This window comes from Pseudomonas sp. ASL3 (assembly GCF_056680425.1).
On sequence record NZ_CM155281.1, the window covers coordinates 6,402,588 to 6,417,611 of the forward strand.

The 15,024-nt window shown below is 58.9% G+C and carries 13 protein-coding genes and 4 tRNA genes; 10 read left to right on the top strand and 7 right to left on the bottom strand.

Annotated features, from left to right (window positions below; all coding sequences use genetic code 11):
• Positions 1-426, top strand: a complete 426-nt coding sequence (locus tag AC1MEE_RS29400; RefSeq protein WP_480412931.1) for a type IV pilin protein — start codon at positions 1-3, stop codon at positions 424-426.
• Positions 427-453: 27 nt separating this feature from the next.
• Positions 454-1,557, top strand: a complete 1,104-nt coding sequence (gene thiO / locus AC1MEE_RS29405; protein WP_480412932.1) for a glycine oxidase ThiO — start codon at positions 454-456, stop codon at positions 1,555-1,557.
• Positions 1,558-1,719: 162 nt separating this feature from the next.
• Here thiO and AC1MEE_RS29410 read toward each other — a convergent pair whose 3' ends face one another.
• The 4 genes from AC1MEE_RS29410 to AC1MEE_RS29425 form a co-directional block, all read right to left on the bottom strand.
• Complete coding sequence (locus AC1MEE_RS29410; RefSeq protein WP_480412933.1) at positions 1,720-3,060, bottom strand: sigma-54-dependent transcriptional regulator; 1,341 nt, start codon at positions 3,058-3,060, stop codon at positions 1,720-1,722.
• 2 nt (positions 3,061-3,062) lie between these two features.
• Positions 3,063-4,661 carry a sensor histidine kinase gene (locus AC1MEE_RS29415; protein WP_480412934.1) on the bottom strand — a complete coding sequence of 533 codons (1,599 nt, stop codon included), beginning with the start codon at positions 4,659-4,661 and terminating at the stop codon, positions 3,063-3,065.
• Complete coding sequence (locus AC1MEE_RS29420; protein ID WP_480412935.1) at positions 4,651-4,902, bottom strand: PP0621 family protein; 252 nt, start codon at positions 4,900-4,902, stop codon at positions 4,651-4,653. Before AC1MEE_RS29420 ends, AC1MEE_RS29415 begins: the two co-directional genes overlap by 11 nt.
• 117 nt (positions 4,903-5,019) lie before the next feature.
• The gene (locus tag AC1MEE_RS29425) at positions 5,020-6,039 is read right to left on the bottom strand and encodes an outer membrane protein assembly factor BamD (RefSeq protein WP_480412936.1); all 1,020 of its coding nucleotides are present in this window, start codon (positions 6,037-6,039) and stop codon (positions 5,020-5,022) included.
• A 151-nt stretch (positions 6,040-6,190) separates the two neighbouring features.
• On the opposite strand from AC1MEE_RS29425, the gene rluD reads away from it, so the two are divergent.
• The 7 genes from rluD to AC1MEE_RS29460 all read left to right on the top strand — a co-directional run bounded on the left by rluD (position 6,191) and on the right by AC1MEE_RS29460 (position 11,449).
• Entirely contained in the window at positions 6,191-7,153 is a 963-nt protein-coding gene (gene rluD / locus AC1MEE_RS29430) for a 23S rRNA pseudouridine(1911/1915/1917) synthase RluD (RefSeq protein ID WP_480412937.1), read from the top strand.
• An 8-nt stretch (positions 7,154-7,161) separates the two neighbouring features.
• Positions 7,162-7,899, top strand: a complete 738-nt coding sequence (pgeF, locus tag AC1MEE_RS29435; protein ID WP_480416375.1) for a peptidoglycan editing factor PgeF — start codon at positions 7,162-7,164, stop codon at positions 7,897-7,899.
• Positions 7,900-8,221: 322 nt separating this feature from the next.
• A complete protein-coding gene (clpB, locus tag AC1MEE_RS29440; RefSeq protein ID WP_480412938.1) occupies positions 8,222-10,786 on the top strand; it encodes an ATP-dependent chaperone ClpB in 2,565 nt (854 codons plus the stop codon).
• Positions 10,787-11,034: 248 nt separating this feature from the next.
• Positions 11,035-11,110, top strand: a tRNA-Asn gene (locus AC1MEE_RS29445).
• A gap of 10 nt (positions 11,111-11,120) precedes the next feature.
• Positions 11,121-11,197, top strand: a tRNA-Pro gene (locus AC1MEE_RS29450).
• Between the two features lie 5 nt (positions 11,198-11,202).
• Positions 11,203-11,278, top strand: a tRNA-Lys gene (locus AC1MEE_RS29455).
• Positions 11,279-11,372: 94 nt separating this feature from the next.
• A tRNA-Pro gene (locus AC1MEE_RS29460) sits at positions 11,373-11,449 on the top strand.
• Positions 11,450-11,731: 282 nt separating this feature from the next.
• Here the strand turns inward: AC1MEE_RS29460 and AC1MEE_RS29465 are convergent.
• The 3 genes from AC1MEE_RS29465 to AC1MEE_RS29475 all read right to left on the bottom strand — a co-directional run bounded on the left by AC1MEE_RS29465 (position 11,732) and on the right by AC1MEE_RS29475 (position 13,999).
• Positions 11,732-13,030, bottom strand: a complete 1,299-nt coding sequence (locus AC1MEE_RS29465) for an NAD(P)/FAD-dependent oxidoreductase (RefSeq protein WP_480412939.1) — start codon at positions 13,028-13,030, stop codon at positions 11,732-11,734.
• 74 nt (positions 13,031-13,104) lie between these two features.
• Positions 13,105-13,278, bottom strand: a complete 174-nt coding sequence (locus AC1MEE_RS29470; protein WP_480416376.1) for a DUF3094 family protein — start codon at positions 13,276-13,278, stop codon at positions 13,105-13,107.
• 91 nt (positions 13,279-13,369) lie between these two features.
• On the bottom strand, positions 13,370-13,999 hold the full coding sequence (locus AC1MEE_RS29475; RefSeq protein WP_480412940.1) for a DUF1780 domain-containing protein: 630 nt from the start codon (positions 13,997-13,999) through the stop codon (positions 13,370-13,372).
• A gap of 320 nt (positions 14,000-14,319) precedes the next feature.
• Here AC1MEE_RS29475 and AC1MEE_RS29480 point away from each other — a divergent pair, with 320 nt between their 5' ends.
• On the top strand, positions 14,320-15,018 hold the full coding sequence (locus AC1MEE_RS29480; protein ID WP_480412941.1) for an energy-coupling factor ABC transporter permease: 699 nt from the start codon (positions 14,320-14,322) through the stop codon (positions 15,016-15,018).
• Positions 15,019-15,024: the final 6 nt, after the last annotated feature.

Genomic DNA, 15,024 nt, shown 5'->3' on the forward strand with positions numbered 1-15,024 from the left:
ATGCATAAAATGTCCAAAGGTTTCACCCTGATCGAACTGATGATTGTTGTGGCGATAGTCGGCATTCTGGCGGCGGTCGCGTACCCCAGTTATACGGAGTATGTGAAGAGAACTCATCGCTCCGAAATCGCCGGGCTGCTCTCCTCAACGGCACAAAGTCTGGAGCGATTTTATTCGCGCAATGGGCAGTATTCTGATGTCGTCGGTCCGCCTGCCGTGGCCTTCACGCTCCCTGCCGGAAATGCTTATTACACGATCGCCGCTACGACTCGTACCGCTACGGCATATACCCTGACCGCGACCCCTATAGCGGGTACGGTGATGGCTGGCGATAAATGCGGTAACTTCGTGATCGACAACACCGGCTTGCGTAACAATACGAACGTGACCAGTGGGGCTACTCCCCTCGTGTGCTGGAGTCGTTAACCATTTCTTTTTTGCATTGGGTCCAAAATGTCCAGGCAGCAAGTAGTCATTGTCGGTGGTGGGGTGATCGGTCTGTTGACCGCGTTCAATCTGGCCTCCGAAGTAGAAAGCGTTGTTTTGCTCGAGCGCTCGGGTGTCGGTCAGGAGTCTTCCTGGGCTGGCGGGGGGATCGTCTCGCCACTTTATCCCTGGCGCTATAGCCCGGCGGTGACCGCTCTGGCGCATTGGTCGCAGGATTTTTATCCGCAGTTGGCCGAGCGTTTGTTCGCGGCTACCGGCGTTGATCCTGAGGTGCACACGACCGGCCTGTACTGGCTCGATCTGGATGATGAAAAAGAAGCGCTGGAGTGGGCTCTTCGAGAAAATCGCCCCTTAAGTACGGTCGATATTTCAGCGGCTTACGATGCCGTGCCGGTGCTGGGTAAGGGGTATTCGCGGGCGATCTACATGGCCGACGTCGCCAACGTGCGCAACCCGCGCCTGGTTAAATCGCTGAAAGCGGCCTTGCTGGCGCTGCCCAACGTTACGCTTCACGAGCAATGCGAAGTCAGTGGCTTTATCCGTGAGGGTGACAAGGTTCTCGGTGTCAGCACGGCGAAAGGTGACATTCTCGGCGATCGCGTGGTGCTGGCCGCTGGCGCCTGGAGCGGCGAGCTGCTGAAAACCCTGGGTCTGGAATTGCCGGTCGAGCCGGTCAAGGGCCAGATGATTCTGTACAAGTGCGCCTCGGACTTCCTCCCCAGCATGATCCTCGCCAAGGGGCGTTACGCGATTCCGCGACGTGACGGGCACATTCTGGTCGGCAGCACTCTGGAACATGAAGGTTTCGACAAAACCCCGACCGCAAGCGCACTCGAAAGCCTGAAAGCTTCGGCTGTGGAGCTGATCCCGGCATTGGCCGATGCTGAAGTCGTGGGTCACTGGGCCGGCCTGCGCCCAGGCTCGCCGGAAGGCATTCCCTACATCGGCCCTTTACCAGGCTTTGATGGTCTATGGCTGAACTGCGGGCACTACCGCAACGGCCTGGTACTGGCGCCCGCGTCCTGCCAGTTGCTGGCGGATCTCTTGCTGGGGCGTGAGCCGATTATCGATGCGGCGCCGTATGCGCCGGCTGGGCGGTTGGTGGGCTGAGGGGTTGGGTATGTAGATACCGTCTTCGACGCTGCGCTGTCGCGCAGTAAACTCAGCTCCTACGCCCTCCGGGCAGAATCGAGACCCAGTTTGCTGCGCGACAGCGCGGCGTCGAACACGGGGCGGGATCTCCGATCAAACACGGGAGAGAGGCAGATCGCCTCAATCCAACCCCAGCTTCTTCAGCCGATAGCGCATCGACCTGAACGTCAGATTCAGCCGCTGCGCCGCCGCCGTACGGTTCCAGCGGGTTTCTTCCAGGGCTTGCAGGATCAATTTGCGTTCGATGCTTTCCAGGTAGTCCTCCAGATTGTCGATCTCGGCCAGGTTGGGCCCGTCGGGATCGTTGGCGCTGGAGGAGTCGGCGAGGCGCAGGTCGCTGGCCTCGATCTGGTCGTTCTCGCACAGGGTGTAGGCGCGCTCGAGCATGTTTTCCAGCTCGCGCACGTTGCCCGGGAAACGGTAGCTTTTCAGGGTGTCCAGCGCCTGTGCGTTGAGCCTGGCGGCGGGCTGGCCCGAGCCGTCGGCCAGTCGCCGGAGTACGTTGTCGGCCAGTTGCGCGATGTCTTCCCGACGCTCGCGCAAGGACGGCACACGTAGCTCGATGACGTTCAGGCGGTAGTACAAATCCTGGCGGAAACGCCCCGCGGCGACTTCGACGCTCAAGTCTTTGTGGGTGGCGCACAGGATGCGCACATCCACGACCAACTCTTGCTGCCCGCCAATGCTGCGCACGGCTTTTTCCTGGATCGCCCGCAGCAGCTTGACCTGCATGGCCAACGGCAGGTCAGCCACTTCATCGAGGAACAGCGTTCCGCCGTTGGCGGCCTGGAACAATCCGGGTTTGTCTTCCACTGCACCGCTGAAGCTGCCTTTGCGGTGGCCGAAGAATTCGCTTTCCATGAGTTCTGAGGGGATCGCGCCGCAGTTGACCGGAATAAACGGCTGCCCGATGCGCGGGCCTTGCTCGTGAATCAGGCGCGCCACCAGTTCTTTACCGCTGCCCGACTCGCCACTGATATAAATTGGCGCCTGACTGCGGGCCAGTTTGCCGATCTGCTTGCGCAGCGCGCGCATGGGGGGGGAATCGCCCAGTAAGCGGCTATCGATACTGCTGTCAGCGTTCGCAGGGGTGTGCAGGCGCAGGGCGCTGACCACCAATTCGCGAAGACGATTGAGGTCCACCGGTTTGGTCAGGAAGTCGAAGGCCCCGGCTTTCAACGCATTGATCGCCGTGTCGAGATTACCGAAGGCCGTAATCATGGCTACCGGTACCTGCGGATGACGCTGCTGGATGTGCTGTACCAGTTCCAGGCCGTTGCCATCGGGCAGGCGCATGTCGGTCAGGCACAGATCGAACGTCTCGCGCAACAGCCAGTCGCGGGCTTCCTTGACGTTGCGCGCGCTGCGGGTATCGAGCTTCATCCGCCCCAGCGTGATCTCCAGGAGTTCGCGGATATCCGGTTCATCGTCGACGATCAGGATCTTTTGCCGTGGGCTCATGTTCAACTCAGTTTCAGCGGATGGGCGAAGGTGATGCGAAAACAGCCACCACTACCTTCCCGGGGTCTGTAATCCAGATACGCCTGATTGCTTTCGCACAGTTCGCGCGAAATATAAAGGCCCAGGCCAGTACCTTTGCTTTCCGTGGTGAAGAACGGTTCGAAAATTTTCGTCAGTTGCTCATTGGCCACGCCCGGACCGTCATCGAGCACTTCAAGGATCGGCAAATCGCTGATCGGGTCGTGAAGCAACGTGAGCCAGGCCTGCGCCAGGTCATGGTCCTTGGCACTGTAGCGCAATGCGTTCTGCAGCAGATTGGTCAGCACCTGCGTCAGTTGCTCAGGGTCCATGCGCGTCGACAGGGTACCGGTGCCAATGTCGACATGCACCTGCACCTGCGGATTGGCTGGGGCGGAGCTGCGAAACTCGCTGACGAACTGCTCGAGCCAGCTCTTAAGATCAAGTAACTGGGGTTCGGCCTGGCGTCGGCGAGACAGCTGCAAGACGTTTTCGATCACCAGATCCATCCGCCGCGATTGATCGTGAATGATCTGACTCAGACGCCGATCCGGCCCGGTCAATTCCTCGGACTCTTTGAGCAGCTGAGCGGCATGGCTGATGGCGCCCAGCGGGTTGCGGATTTCGTGGGCGATCCCGGCGGTCAGGCGGCCTAATGCGACGAGCTTGAGGTGCTGGGCCTGTTGGGAAATCTGCGACAGGTCTTCGAGAAAAACCAGGGTATGGCGTTGTTCGCCACGATTGAGGGTGATGAAGCTCGGTTGCAGCACCGGACCGACTGCGGACGTCGCAACGCTGTGCGGGCGCAGCATGGGGTTGATCAGCCATTGCCGCAGACGCTCGACCAATTGTGGCGAATAGCCGTCGATGGTTTCGCCGACCAGTTGTTCATGGCCCAACAGGGTCAGGGCGCCCTGATTGGCCAGCAACACCTGACGCCGGGCGTCGAGCACGAGAATGCCGGTGCGCATGCGTTGCAGGATCAGCGCGTTGAGCTCTTCCAGATTGTCGACATCCGCCGCGCGCTCCTCGGCCAGCGACTCACTGAGGGACAGGCGTCGGGTCAGTGTCTGTACCAGCAACGCGGCGGCAAAACTCAGCGCGCCGAGCATGCCGGCCTGAAGGTAGTGGTTGTAGGCGGAAGGTTGGTTGAAGCTGAGATAGAACGTCAGGTCGATGATGCCGATGGCGGCGATGGCGGCGATCAATAGTCCGACACGCCCTCGCAGCAACACATTGCTGATGGCAACCGAGGCGATCATCAGGTTGCCGATGCCGCTGGGGGCGCCGCCGCCCGCGTAGAACAGCGCTGAAAGCATCACCACATCGGCCATTGCCAGGCTGAATATCTGTGCAGCGTGTTTCGGCCTGTCCAGCAGTACGACGACCAGGACGTTGAAGACCAGATACAGCCAGCACCCGGTTCGAAACAGGGTTACGTTGGTCAGTTCCAGCAGGTCACCGTCCAGGTTGCTGGAGATCAGCAGAGCCAGGATAACGCCGATGGTCAAGCGATAAAGGTGATAAAGCCGCAGGATGCGTTGGGCCTGGTTGCCGCTCAGTGAGAGTGCATCAGCGGTCACGAGAGCCCGGGCCTTGTTCCAGATGCGCCTGACTGCAGTACCACTGTTTTTCCTGATTCAGTTGCAGGCTCAGTGCGCGGTCGCGGGGCAAGTGAACGCCGCAGTGGGCGCAACGGACCATGGGCGCAGCAACGCCTTCAGGCGGCTGGGCTCTCGTGCGGGGCGCAGGGCGTTTACCCATGCGTTTAAAGAAGTACACCGCCGCTGCGATCAAAGCGACCCACAAAAGTAAGCGAACCATGTTTACCAGCTCTTTGAATGAAGACTCGGCAGTGTAGCCAAGGACCTGACGGGCGCACAGCAGAGAAGTGCGGAATAAAAAAAGAGGCCCGCAGGCCTCTTTTTCAGTGCGACTGAATCAGTCGAACACACCGAACGTCATGTAGCTGAACCACGAGCGGTCGCTGTTGTTGTTGCCTTCCGCCTGGTGCTTATCTTCTGTTGCCTGATCCTGGTTGTCGGGCAGCAGATCAGCCGGGATGGAGTCTTTGGCGTCCTGGTACTGTTTGAGCACGTCCTGGTTGGCGCGAGTTTCACCCGGCGGCAGCGGCGTACTGGTTTCGATCAGGCCCAGGGTTACCTTCGACAGCCAGGAGCGGTTGTCCGCTTCGGCAACCGGCGGTACGAACTGGCCGTCGACCAGGCTCGGATGGTTGGGGTAGTTCAGCTTGAGGACTTCCAGGCTGGTGGCAGCCAGTTCGTCCAGGTGCATACGCTGATAAGACTCGACCATCACTGCCAGACCATCGCCGACGGACGGCGTTTCCTGGAAGTTTTCCACCACGTAGCGGCCACGGTTGGCGGCTGCGACGTAGGCCTGACGGGTCAGGTAGTAATCCGCTACGTGGATTTCGTAGGCGGCCAGCAGGTTGCGCAGATAGATCATGCGCTGCTTGGCATCGGGTGCGTAGCGGCTGTTGGGGTAGCGGCTGGTGAGCTGTGCGAACTCGTTGTAAGAGTCGCGGGCAGCGCCCGGGTCACGCTTGGTCATGTCCAGCGGCAGGAAGCGAGCCAGCAGGCCAACGTCCTGGTCGAAGGAAGTCAGGCCCTTGAGGTAGTAGGCGTAGTCGACGTTGGGGTGTTGCGGGTGCAAACGAATAAAACGTTCAGCCGCAGACTTTGCAGCCTCTGGCTCACCGTTTTTATAGTTGGCGTAAATCAGCTCCAGCTGTGCCTGATCGGCATAGCGTCCGAACGGATAACGCGACTCCAGCGCTTTAAGCTTGGCGGTGGCACTGGTGTAACTACTATTGTCCAGGTCGGCCTGCGCCTGCTGGTACAGCTCGACTTCGCTCAGGTTTTCGTCGATGACTTCTTTCGATGAACAGGCAGCGGTAAGTGCGAGGATGGCGATCAGCAGCAGGTGTTTCACTTGCATGGCGGCTAGCGTCCCTATGACGGCCGGCTGTCTTGGGCGAGGCCGTCCTGTTATGATGGGCGCCCCGTGGAATACCCCGGGGCAAAAGACGCCGTATTTAACCACAAGCGCGCAGCCGAAACCAAAGGCTACGCCGCCTCCTAGTCTGGCCATGTCCGAGAATATAGAACTTAGCGCAGAGGTGCCGTCCGAATTGGGCGGTCAACGCCTCGATCAAGTCGCCGCACAACTATTCGCTGAGCACTCGCGCTCGCGCCTTTCCGCCTGGATAAAAGACGGCCGCCTGACTGTGGACGGAGGCGTCTTGCGCCCACGTGACATCGTGCATGGCGGCGCTGTTCTGCACCTGACCGCAGAGCAGGAAGCCCAAGGTGAATGGGTGGCGCAGGATATTGAGCTTGATATCGTCTACGAGGACGATCAAATCATGGTGATCAACAAACCGTCCGGTTTGGTGGTTCATCCAGCAGTGGGTCATGCCGATGGCACGCTGCTTAACGCTCTATTGCACCACTTTCCGGACATTATCAATGTGCCGCGCGCTGGCATCGTGCACCGTCTGGACAAGGACACCACTGGTCTGATGGTGGTCGCCAAGACAATCCAGGCGCAGACCCAGCTGGTTACACAGCTGCAGAACCGCAGCGTCAGCCGGATCTATGAGTGCATCGTTATCGGTGTCGTCACCGCTGGCGGCAAGATTGACGCACCCATTGGTCGTCACGGCCAGCAACGCCAGCGCATGGCGGTCATGGAAGGCGGCAAGCAGGCGGTGAGTCATTACCGTGTGCTCGAACGTTTCCGCTCCCACACCCACGTGCGGGTCAAGCTGGAAACCGGTCGCACTCACCAGATTCGCGTGCACATGGCGCACATCAACTTCCCGTTGGTCGGAGATCCGGCCTACGGCGGTCGCTTCCGTATTCCGCCTGCGGCCAGCGTAACCATGGTCGAGTCGTTGAAACATTTCCCGCGTCAGGCGCTGCATGCGCGTTTCCTGGAACTGGATCATCCGACGACCGGTAAGCGAATGAAGTGGGAATCGCCGCTGCCAGACGATTTTGTCTGGCTGTTGTCGCTATTGAAGCAGGATCGCGAGGCGTTCATCGGGTGAGTGAGTTCGTGACGGATTGGCTGACACCTGACTGGCCCGCGCCGGTCGGCGTCAAGTCGTGCGTCACTACCCGTGCGGGCGGCGTCAGTCTGGCGCCGTTCGACAGCTTCAATCTTGGCGATCATGTCGATGACAACCCCGAGGCGGTAACTGCCAATCGGCTGCGTCTGACATCAAATCTGGACGTTCAGCCGGCCTGGTTGAGTCAAGTGCACGGTGTCGTGGTCGCTCAGGCTGATCCTCGTCAGGTGGTCGAAGCCGATGCCAGCTGGACGATGACCCCAGGTGTTGCCTGTACCGTCATGACGGCGGACTGCTTGCCAGCGCTGTTTTGTGATCGTGCGGGAACCCGTGTGGCTGCGGCCCATGGCGGGTGGCGCGGTTTGGCTGCCGGTATTCTGGAGGCGACAGTCGAGCGTATGGCGGTACCGGCGAGCGAGATCATGGTCTGGCTCGGCCCGGCCATCGGCCCTCAAGCGTTCGAAGTCGGTCCTGAAGTGCGTGAAGCCTTTGTCAGCACACATCCCGAAACTATTGAAGCTTTTATACCCAGCCACAATGCCGGGAAATTCATGGCCGACATCTATGCCCTGGCGCGCCTGCGTCTGGCGGCTTGCGGTGTGACGGCGGTGTATGGCGGTGGCTTTTGCACGGTCACTGATCCACGTTTTTATTCCTATCGCCGGAGCGCTCGCACCGGTCGTTTTGCCTCGCTGGTCTGGATCGATCACGCTGCTTCGCTGTAAACCTGCGGGAGATTCTATGTCTCCAGTCAACACAGAGCACCTGTAGGAGCTGCCGAAGGCTGCGATAAGGCCGGAACGGTCTTCAAAAGATCAACCGTTGCAACCGGTCCCCGGTTGATCGCAGCCTTCGGCAGCTCCTACAGGGATTGAGTCATGCCCTCCGATATTGTCTGAGCGACTACCCTCACTCATCACGACAGCTGACCTGCGTCAATCAAGCGGCGCTTGAATCCTGCAGAATCGACCACATCTAATGGGCTATCTGGCAGGTTTTCTTTATAGGTGTGTCCATCGCTCCGGCCTGCTCAAAGGAAGGTGACTAATGCGTATAGACCGATTAACCAGCAAATTGCAGTTGGCGTTATCTGATGCCCAATCGTTGGCGGTAGGCCTCGATCACCCGGCCATTGAGCCAGCGCACCTGATGCAGGCGCTGCTTGAGCAGCAGGGTGGCTCGATCAAGCCCTTGCTGATGCAGGTCGGCTTCGACGTCAACAGCCTGCGTAAAGAACTGAGCAAAGAGCTCGACCATCTGCCAAAAATCCAGAACCCCACCGGCGACGTGAATATGTCGCAGGATTTGGCGCGCCTGCTCAACCAGGCTGATCGTCTGGCGCAGCAGAAGGGTGACCAGTTCATTTCCAGCGAGCTGGTGCTGTTGGCGGCGATGGATGAAAACAGCAAGCTCGGCAAATTGTTGCTCGGCCAGGGCGTCAGTAAAAAGGCCCTGGAGAACGCCATCACCAACCTGCGCGGCGGTGAGGCAGTCAATGATGCCAACGTCGAAGAATCGCGTCAGGCGCTGGATAAATACACGATCGATCTCACCAAGCGCGCCGAAGAAGGCAAGCTCGATCCGGTGATCGGTCGTGACGACGAAATTCGTCGGACCATTCAGGTGTTGCAACGCCGGACCAAGAACAACCCGGTGCTGATCGGCGAACCTGGCGTGGGTAAAACCGCGATTGTCGAAGGCTTGGCGCAACGCATCATCAACGGCGAAGTGCCGGACGGTCTTAAAGGCAAGCGTGTGCTGTCGCTGGACATGGGGTCGCTGATTGCCGGCGCCAAATTCCGCGGTGAATTCGAAGAGCGTTTGAAAGCGCTGCTGAACGAGCTGTCGAAGCAGGAAGGCCAGATCATCCTGTTCATTGATGAGCTGCACACCATGGTCGGCGCCGGTAAGGGCGAAGGCGCGATGGATGCCGGCAACATGCTCAAGCCTGCACTGGCGCGCGGCGAGCTGCACTGCGTCGGCGCGACCACGCTCAACGAGTACCGCCAATATATAGAGAAGGATGCGGCGCTGGAGCGGCGCTTCCAGAAAGTGCTGGTGGATGAGCCGAGTGAAGAAGACACCATTGCGATCCTGCGTGGTTTGAAAGAACGCTACGAGGTTCACCACAAAGTCGCGATTACCGACGGCGCGATCATTGCTGCGGCCAAATTGAGCCACCGCTACATCACTGATCGTCAATTGCCGGACAAGGCCATCGATCTGATCGACGAGGCAGCCAGCCGCATTCGTATGGAAATCGATTCCAAGCCGGAAGTGCTCGACCGTCTTGAGCGGCGCTTGATTCAACTGAAGGTTGAATCCCAGGCCCTGAAAAAAGAAGACGATGAGGCGGCTATCAAACGCCTGGAGAAACTTCAGGAAGAAATCGTCCGTCTAGAGCGTGAATACGCGGATCTCGAAGAAATCTGGACAGCGGAAAAATCCGAGGTCCAGGGGTCGGCGCAGATCCAGCAGAAAATTGAGCAATCGCGTCAGGAGCTGGAAGCGGCGCGTCGTCGCGGTGATCTGAATCGCATGGCGGAGTTGCAGTACGGGATCATCCCCGATCTGGAGCGCAGCCTGCAGATGGTCGATCAGCACGGCAAAAGCGAAAACCAGTTACTGCGCAGCAAGGTCACCGAGGAAGAGATTGCCGAGGTCGTGTCCAAGTGGACCGGCATTCCGGTCGCGAAGATGCTCGAGGGCGAGCGCGACAAGCTGTTGAAGATGGAAAGCCTGCTGCACCAACGCGTGATTGGTCAGAACGAAGCGGTGATTGCGGTCTCGAACGCTGTGCGCCGCTCCCGTGCCGGGTTGTCTGACCCTGATCGTCCGAGCGGTTCGTTCATGTTCCTCGGCCCAACCGGCGTCGGTAAGACGGAGCTGTGCAAGGCGCTGGCCGAGTTCCTGTTCGATACCGAAGAGGCGATGGTGCGCATCGACATGTCCGAGTTCATGGAGAAACACTCCGTTGCTCGTTTGATCGGCGCACCTCCGGGCTATGTAGGCTACGAAGAGGGCGGTTACCTCACCGAAGCCGTGCGGCGTAAGCCTTACTCGGTGATCCTGCTGGACGAGGTCGAGAAGGCTCATCCGGACGTGTTCAACGTGCTGCTGCAGGTGCTCGAAGACGGTCGCCTGACGGACAGTCACGGACGTACCGTGGATTTCCGCAATACCGTGATTGTGATGACCTCCAACCTGGGCTCGGCGCAGATCCAGGAGTTGGTCGGTGATCGCGAGGCGCAGCATGCGGCGGTGATGGACGCGGTCAGTTCGCACTTCCGTCCAGAGTTCGTCAACCGTATCGATGAAGTCGTGGTGTTCGAACCGTTGGCGCGTGATCAGATTGCCGGCATCGCCGAAATTCAGCTGGGTCGCCTGCGCGGTCGTCTGGCTGAGCGCGAGCTCACCCTGGCGCTGAGCGCCGAGGCGCTGGATAAGTTGATCGCGGTGGGCTACGACCCGGTGTATGGCGCACGGCCCCTGAAGCGTGCGATTCAGCGCTGGATCGAAAACCCCTTGGCGCAGTTGATTCTTTCCGGGCGCTTCCTGCCGGGCGCCAGCGTGACCGGCTCGGTGGTCGACGGCGAGATTGTTTTCGGCTGATTCGGTTTGTCCTTTCTTTTCTTCTATATAAGAGGCCCTGCTTGTCAGGGCCTTTTTATGGGGGCAACTAAAGGAGTACCCATAACACGCGATTTTCGGCTGTCGGCGTGTTATCTGAAAAAAATCGCAAATCATTGTCTTAAAAGCAATTTAGAGGGTTGACATGTGTTTTTAAAATTGTAGAATAGCGCGCCTCAGAGACGTGAACGCAGCGATGCAAGCAGGTCGAAGAGGCTGAAATTGATAGTTCCGCGATAGCTCAGTCGGTAGAGCAAATGACTGTTAATCATTGGGTCCCAGGTTCGAGTCCTGGTCGCGGAGCCAAATTTCATATCGGGGTATAGCGCAGTCCGGTAGCGCGCCTGCTTTGGGAGCAGGATGTCAGGAGTTCGAATCCCCTTACCCCGACCATTTTTGGGTCGTTAGCTCAGTTGGTAGAGCAGTTGGCTTTTAACCAATTGGTCGTAGGTTCGAATCCCACACGACCCACCATTTTCTGCCAGATGTATTGGCCGGATCTTAGGGAGTGATGCCAAAAGCATCACCCATTAAAAGGCGCCTTTTACGAGGTGCCTTTTTGTATCACCGGGGTATAGCGCAGTCCGGTAGCGCGCCTGCTTTGGGAGCAGGATGTCAGGAGTTCGAATCCCCTTACCCCGACCATTTTCTACTCATGTTGTTATGGGTTTGAAGATACAGGCCAGATGCCATGCGCATCGAAGCCAAACAAAAAAGGCGTCCTTCGGGACGCCTTTTTTGTGCCTGGGATTTGGGATGGATTCGCAGGCAAGCCTGCTCCCACAGGTGATCGACGAACTGTAGGAGCTGACTTGTCTGCGAAGAGCATACGACGCGGGATATCTGAAAAACCTCACCGTATGGCCTTCGCAGACAAGTCAGCTCCTACGGCCTGTCGGCCAGAAGCCGATTGAAGGTTGTCTTGCCTCAGTGCAACTTCATCCTCGGCTCTGTCCCACGGCCAATGCGGCTGCTGAGCATCAGCATCAGGGTGCGGAAGGTGCCGTACAGCGCCATCTGGTGCATACGATACAGCGATATGTAGAACATCCGCGCCAGCCAGCCTTCAAGCATCACACTGCCCATCAGATTGCCCATCAAGTTACCCACCGCTGAAAAGCTCGACAGCGAAATCAGCGAGCCGTAATCGCGGTATTTGTATTCCGGCAAGGTCTGGCCTTCGATCCGCAGCTTCAGTGCTTTCGCCAACAAAGAGGCTTGCTGATGCGCTGCTTGCGCCCGTGGCGGCACATTGCGATCAGTGCCGGGCTGCGGGCAGGCCGCACAGTCGCCGAAGGCAAAGATATTGTCGTCACGCGTGGTTTGCAGGGTGGGGCGTACTTGCAACTGGTTGATGCGATTGCTCTCCAGCCCGTCCAGATCCTTGAGAAAAACCGGTGCCCTAATCCCCGCGGCCCAGACTTTCAGCGTCGCCGGAATGACCTGGCCGCTGGCCGTGATCAAACTGTCGGCGGTGACTTCGCTGACGGCGGCGTTGGTCAGGACCGTTACGCCCAGTTTCTCCAGGGTCGTGTGCACCGGCCCGCCAATGCGCTCCGGCAACGCTGGAAGCACCCGAGGACCGGCTTCGATCAAGGTAATACGCAGGTTTTCCGGTTTGATCCGACCCAGCCCGTAAGACGCCAGTTCATGGGCGGCGTTATGCAGTTCAGCCGCCAACTCGACGCCTGTTGCGCCGGCGCCGACGATGGCCACGGTGATTTCTTCGGTGAGATCGGTTAGCCCGGCATGGGCGCGCAGGTAGCGATTGAGCAATTGCTGATGGAAGCGCTCGGCCTGTTTGCGAGTGTCCAGGAACAGGCAATGCTCAGCGGCGCCCAGCGTGTTGAAATCATTGGTGGTGCTACCCACGGCGATCACCAGCGAGTCGTAATCCAGGCTGCGGGCCGGCACCAGCTCATTGCCGTTTTCATCCAGGGTGGCCGCCAGGTGCAGTTGCTTATTTGCCCGGTCCAGGCCGGTCATGCGCCCGAGCTGGAACTGAAAGTGATTCCACTTCGCCTGGGCCACGTAGTTCAATTCGTCTTCATAAGAGTTCAACGAACCGGCCGCCACTTCATGCAGCAACGGTTTCCAGATGTGCGTCAGGTTGGCGTCGACCAATACAACGCTGGCGGTGCCGCGCTTACCCAGGGTTTTACCCAGGCGGGTAGCCAGCTCCAGACCGCCGGCGCCCCCGCCAACGATGACAATGCGATGAGTCATAGAGATTTCTCATAAGGTTTAAGGAATTCGGGGGGAGGGTCGAGGGTCGATCCGCGCGAGCAGGGTCAGGCAGCTCATAGCGTCAGATAGCTCAACAAACGGCTCAACAAGCCCAGGCCAACCGTTGCAGCCACCACCACAACAAGGAGCAGCCATGGCCGGAAAGGCCTGCGCTCGACTTTATTCTGGGATGTTTGCAGATACTCTTCGACACGTTGCTGGTCGTCAGGGTTCAGGCGGCTGGTCATGTAAGCCTCATTGGATAGACGAAACACGTTGATTGCGCTTTGTAGCACCCGCGCGGTAATTGCGCCATGGTCGCGATCAATGCTGTCGGGCTCATAAACTGATTCCAACATCGAACAGGACACTGCGGCCCAGATTGGTTCGCAGAAAGTCCGGCGCATCCGGGTGCGCGAACAGCACGCGGGCAAAGGTCGGCCCAACCAATGATAACGAGCGCCAGCCTTGGCGCAGGTACTCGGTGGGGGGCGGAAAGTGGCTGTTCAGGTCGAGTACTTCACGCTTGAGGCTGGCGAAGGCGATGATGTCCAGTTCGCTCAGGTCCATCCCGCGTTCGCGGTAGTTGTGCGCTTTTTTACGCAAGGTTGGCGCCAGACGTTGCAGCAGTTCAGGCGCGGAGATGCGCTTGGGCTTCGCCTCGCGGCGCACCAGTTGGCTCAGAGAGAACGCACTGCGCCGCCGCTGCAATTCTTCGCGCCACTCATCGTTGAGTCGCCGGCCTTCATCGAGGACGAAGAACACTTCGAAGCTGGCATCGCGAAACAGCACGTCCGGCGGTTCTTGCCCGGCCGCGGTGAAGTCTTCATTGCGATGAGGGATGTTCAGGCCTTGCAGCAAGCGCTGACAAACCCAACGCTCACGCTCCCACTTGCGCGCATTGGAAAGAAACGCGTTGGCTTGTTCGGCCTGGATCGTGAGCAGGCGTAAGTAGTCTGAGTCATCCATGAGCCAAGCTTAGCGTCCAAATCGCTATAACTGAAAGCCCGAATGAGGCGGTGTAGACTTCGATGCATGATTTCTGTGAGCGCGACCGTCTTGCTTATGGCCGGGAGCCGCAGAAACTATGTTGTACACACATCCACTGTAGGAGCTGCCGAAGGCTGCGATCTCTCCGGCCTATCGCAGCCTTCGGCAGCTCCTACAATCGATCGGTGTTTTGCCCTACAAAATAGAATCTCCCACTGCAGGCGCTGCCGGGCCTGAAACCTGTTTTTTCAGAGGAGAACGTCTTTGAAGTTTTACTCACTGCTATTGCACTGCCAGCCATGATCAGCGCCCAAGTCCTGACCCCGGAAACCATGACCGTTGGCTGGTTGCTGTATGTGCCCGTGCTGCTGTGGGCCGTGTGGCGCTCGCCGTGGGTCGAGCTGTTCACCGATACTCGTCGCCAGCATCTGCTGTTCGGCACTGTGTTCTCGCTTTTCCTGCTCTGGCTGGTTCGCCGCGACTTCGATACCGGCGTCTCTTACCACTTCATCGGCATGACCGCCGTCACCCTGCTGCTCGATTGGCCGTTGGCGATTGTCGGAGGGCTGGTGGCGCAGTTGGGGTTGCTGTTTCTCGGCAGGCAGGATCTCGCAGCCCTGGGCGTGAATGGCCTGTTGCTGATCGTGCTGCCGGTGCTGGTGACGGAATCTTGCGCGATGCTGGTGGAACGGGCGCAGCCGAAGAGTCCCTTCGTGTATATCTTCTGTTCGGGTTTTTTCGCCGCCGCCTTGTCGGCCTTGCTGTGTCTGCTGCTGGGCCTTGGCGTGCTGTGGTTCGATGGTCTGTTTGCGATGCCGGAGTGGCTGGAGGACTTTATCGGCTATCTGTGGCTGATCATTTTCCCCGAGGCCTTCATCAACGGAATGGTGGTCAGCGCGCTGGTGGTTTTTTGTCCCGAATGGCTCGAGACCTTCAACCGTACCCGCTACCTTTCTGCACCGTGGAAGGACGACGAGCCCCCGAAAGGTGACCGCTGACCGGGG

What these genes read in the sequence shown, in the direction of transcription:
- rluD (WP_480412937.1), top strand. Translation starts at nt 6,191, where the DNA reads ATGTCCGAGAATATAGAACTTAGCGCAGAGGTGCCGTCCGAATTGGGC.
- clpB (WP_480412938.1), top strand. Translation starts at nt 8,222, where the DNA reads ATGCGTATAGACCGATTAACCAGCAAATTGCAGTTGGCGTTATCTGAT.
- AC1MEE_RS29480 (WP_480412941.1), top strand. Translation starts at nt 14,320, where the DNA reads ATGATCAGCGCCCAAGTCCTGACCCCGGAAACCATGACCGTTGGCTGG.
- AC1MEE_RS29420 (WP_480412935.1), bottom strand. Translation starts at nt 4,902, where the DNA reads ATGGTTCGCTTACTTTTGTGGGTCGCTTTGATCGCAGCGGCGGTGTAC.
- AC1MEE_RS29475 (WP_480412940.1), bottom strand. Translation starts at nt 13,999, where the DNA reads ATGGATGACTCAGACTACTTACGCCTGCTCACGATCCAGGCCGAACAA.
- thiO (WP_480412932.1), top strand. Translation starts at nt 454, where the DNA reads ATGTCCAGGCAGCAAGTAGTCATTGTCGGTGGTGGGGTGATCGGTCTG.
- AC1MEE_RS29425 (WP_480412936.1), bottom strand. Translation starts at nt 6,039, where the DNA reads ATGCAAGTGAAACACCTGCTGCTGATCGCCATCCTCGCACTTACCGCT.
- AC1MEE_RS29410 (WP_480412933.1), bottom strand. Translation starts at nt 3,060, where the DNA reads ATGAGCCCACGGCAAAAGATCCTGATCGTCGACGATGAACCGGATATC.
- AC1MEE_RS29400 (WP_480412931.1), top strand. Translation starts at nt 1, where the DNA reads ATGCATAAAATGTCCAAAGGTTTCACCCTGATCGAACTGATGATTGTT.
- AC1MEE_RS29465 (WP_480412939.1), bottom strand. Translation starts at nt 13,030, where the DNA reads ATGACTCATCGCATTGTCATCGTTGGCGGGGGCGCCGGCGGTCTGGAG.
- AC1MEE_RS29470 (WP_480416376.1), bottom strand. Translation starts at nt 13,278, where the DNA reads ATGACCAGCCGCCTGAACCCTGACGACCAGCAACGTGTCGAAGAGTAT.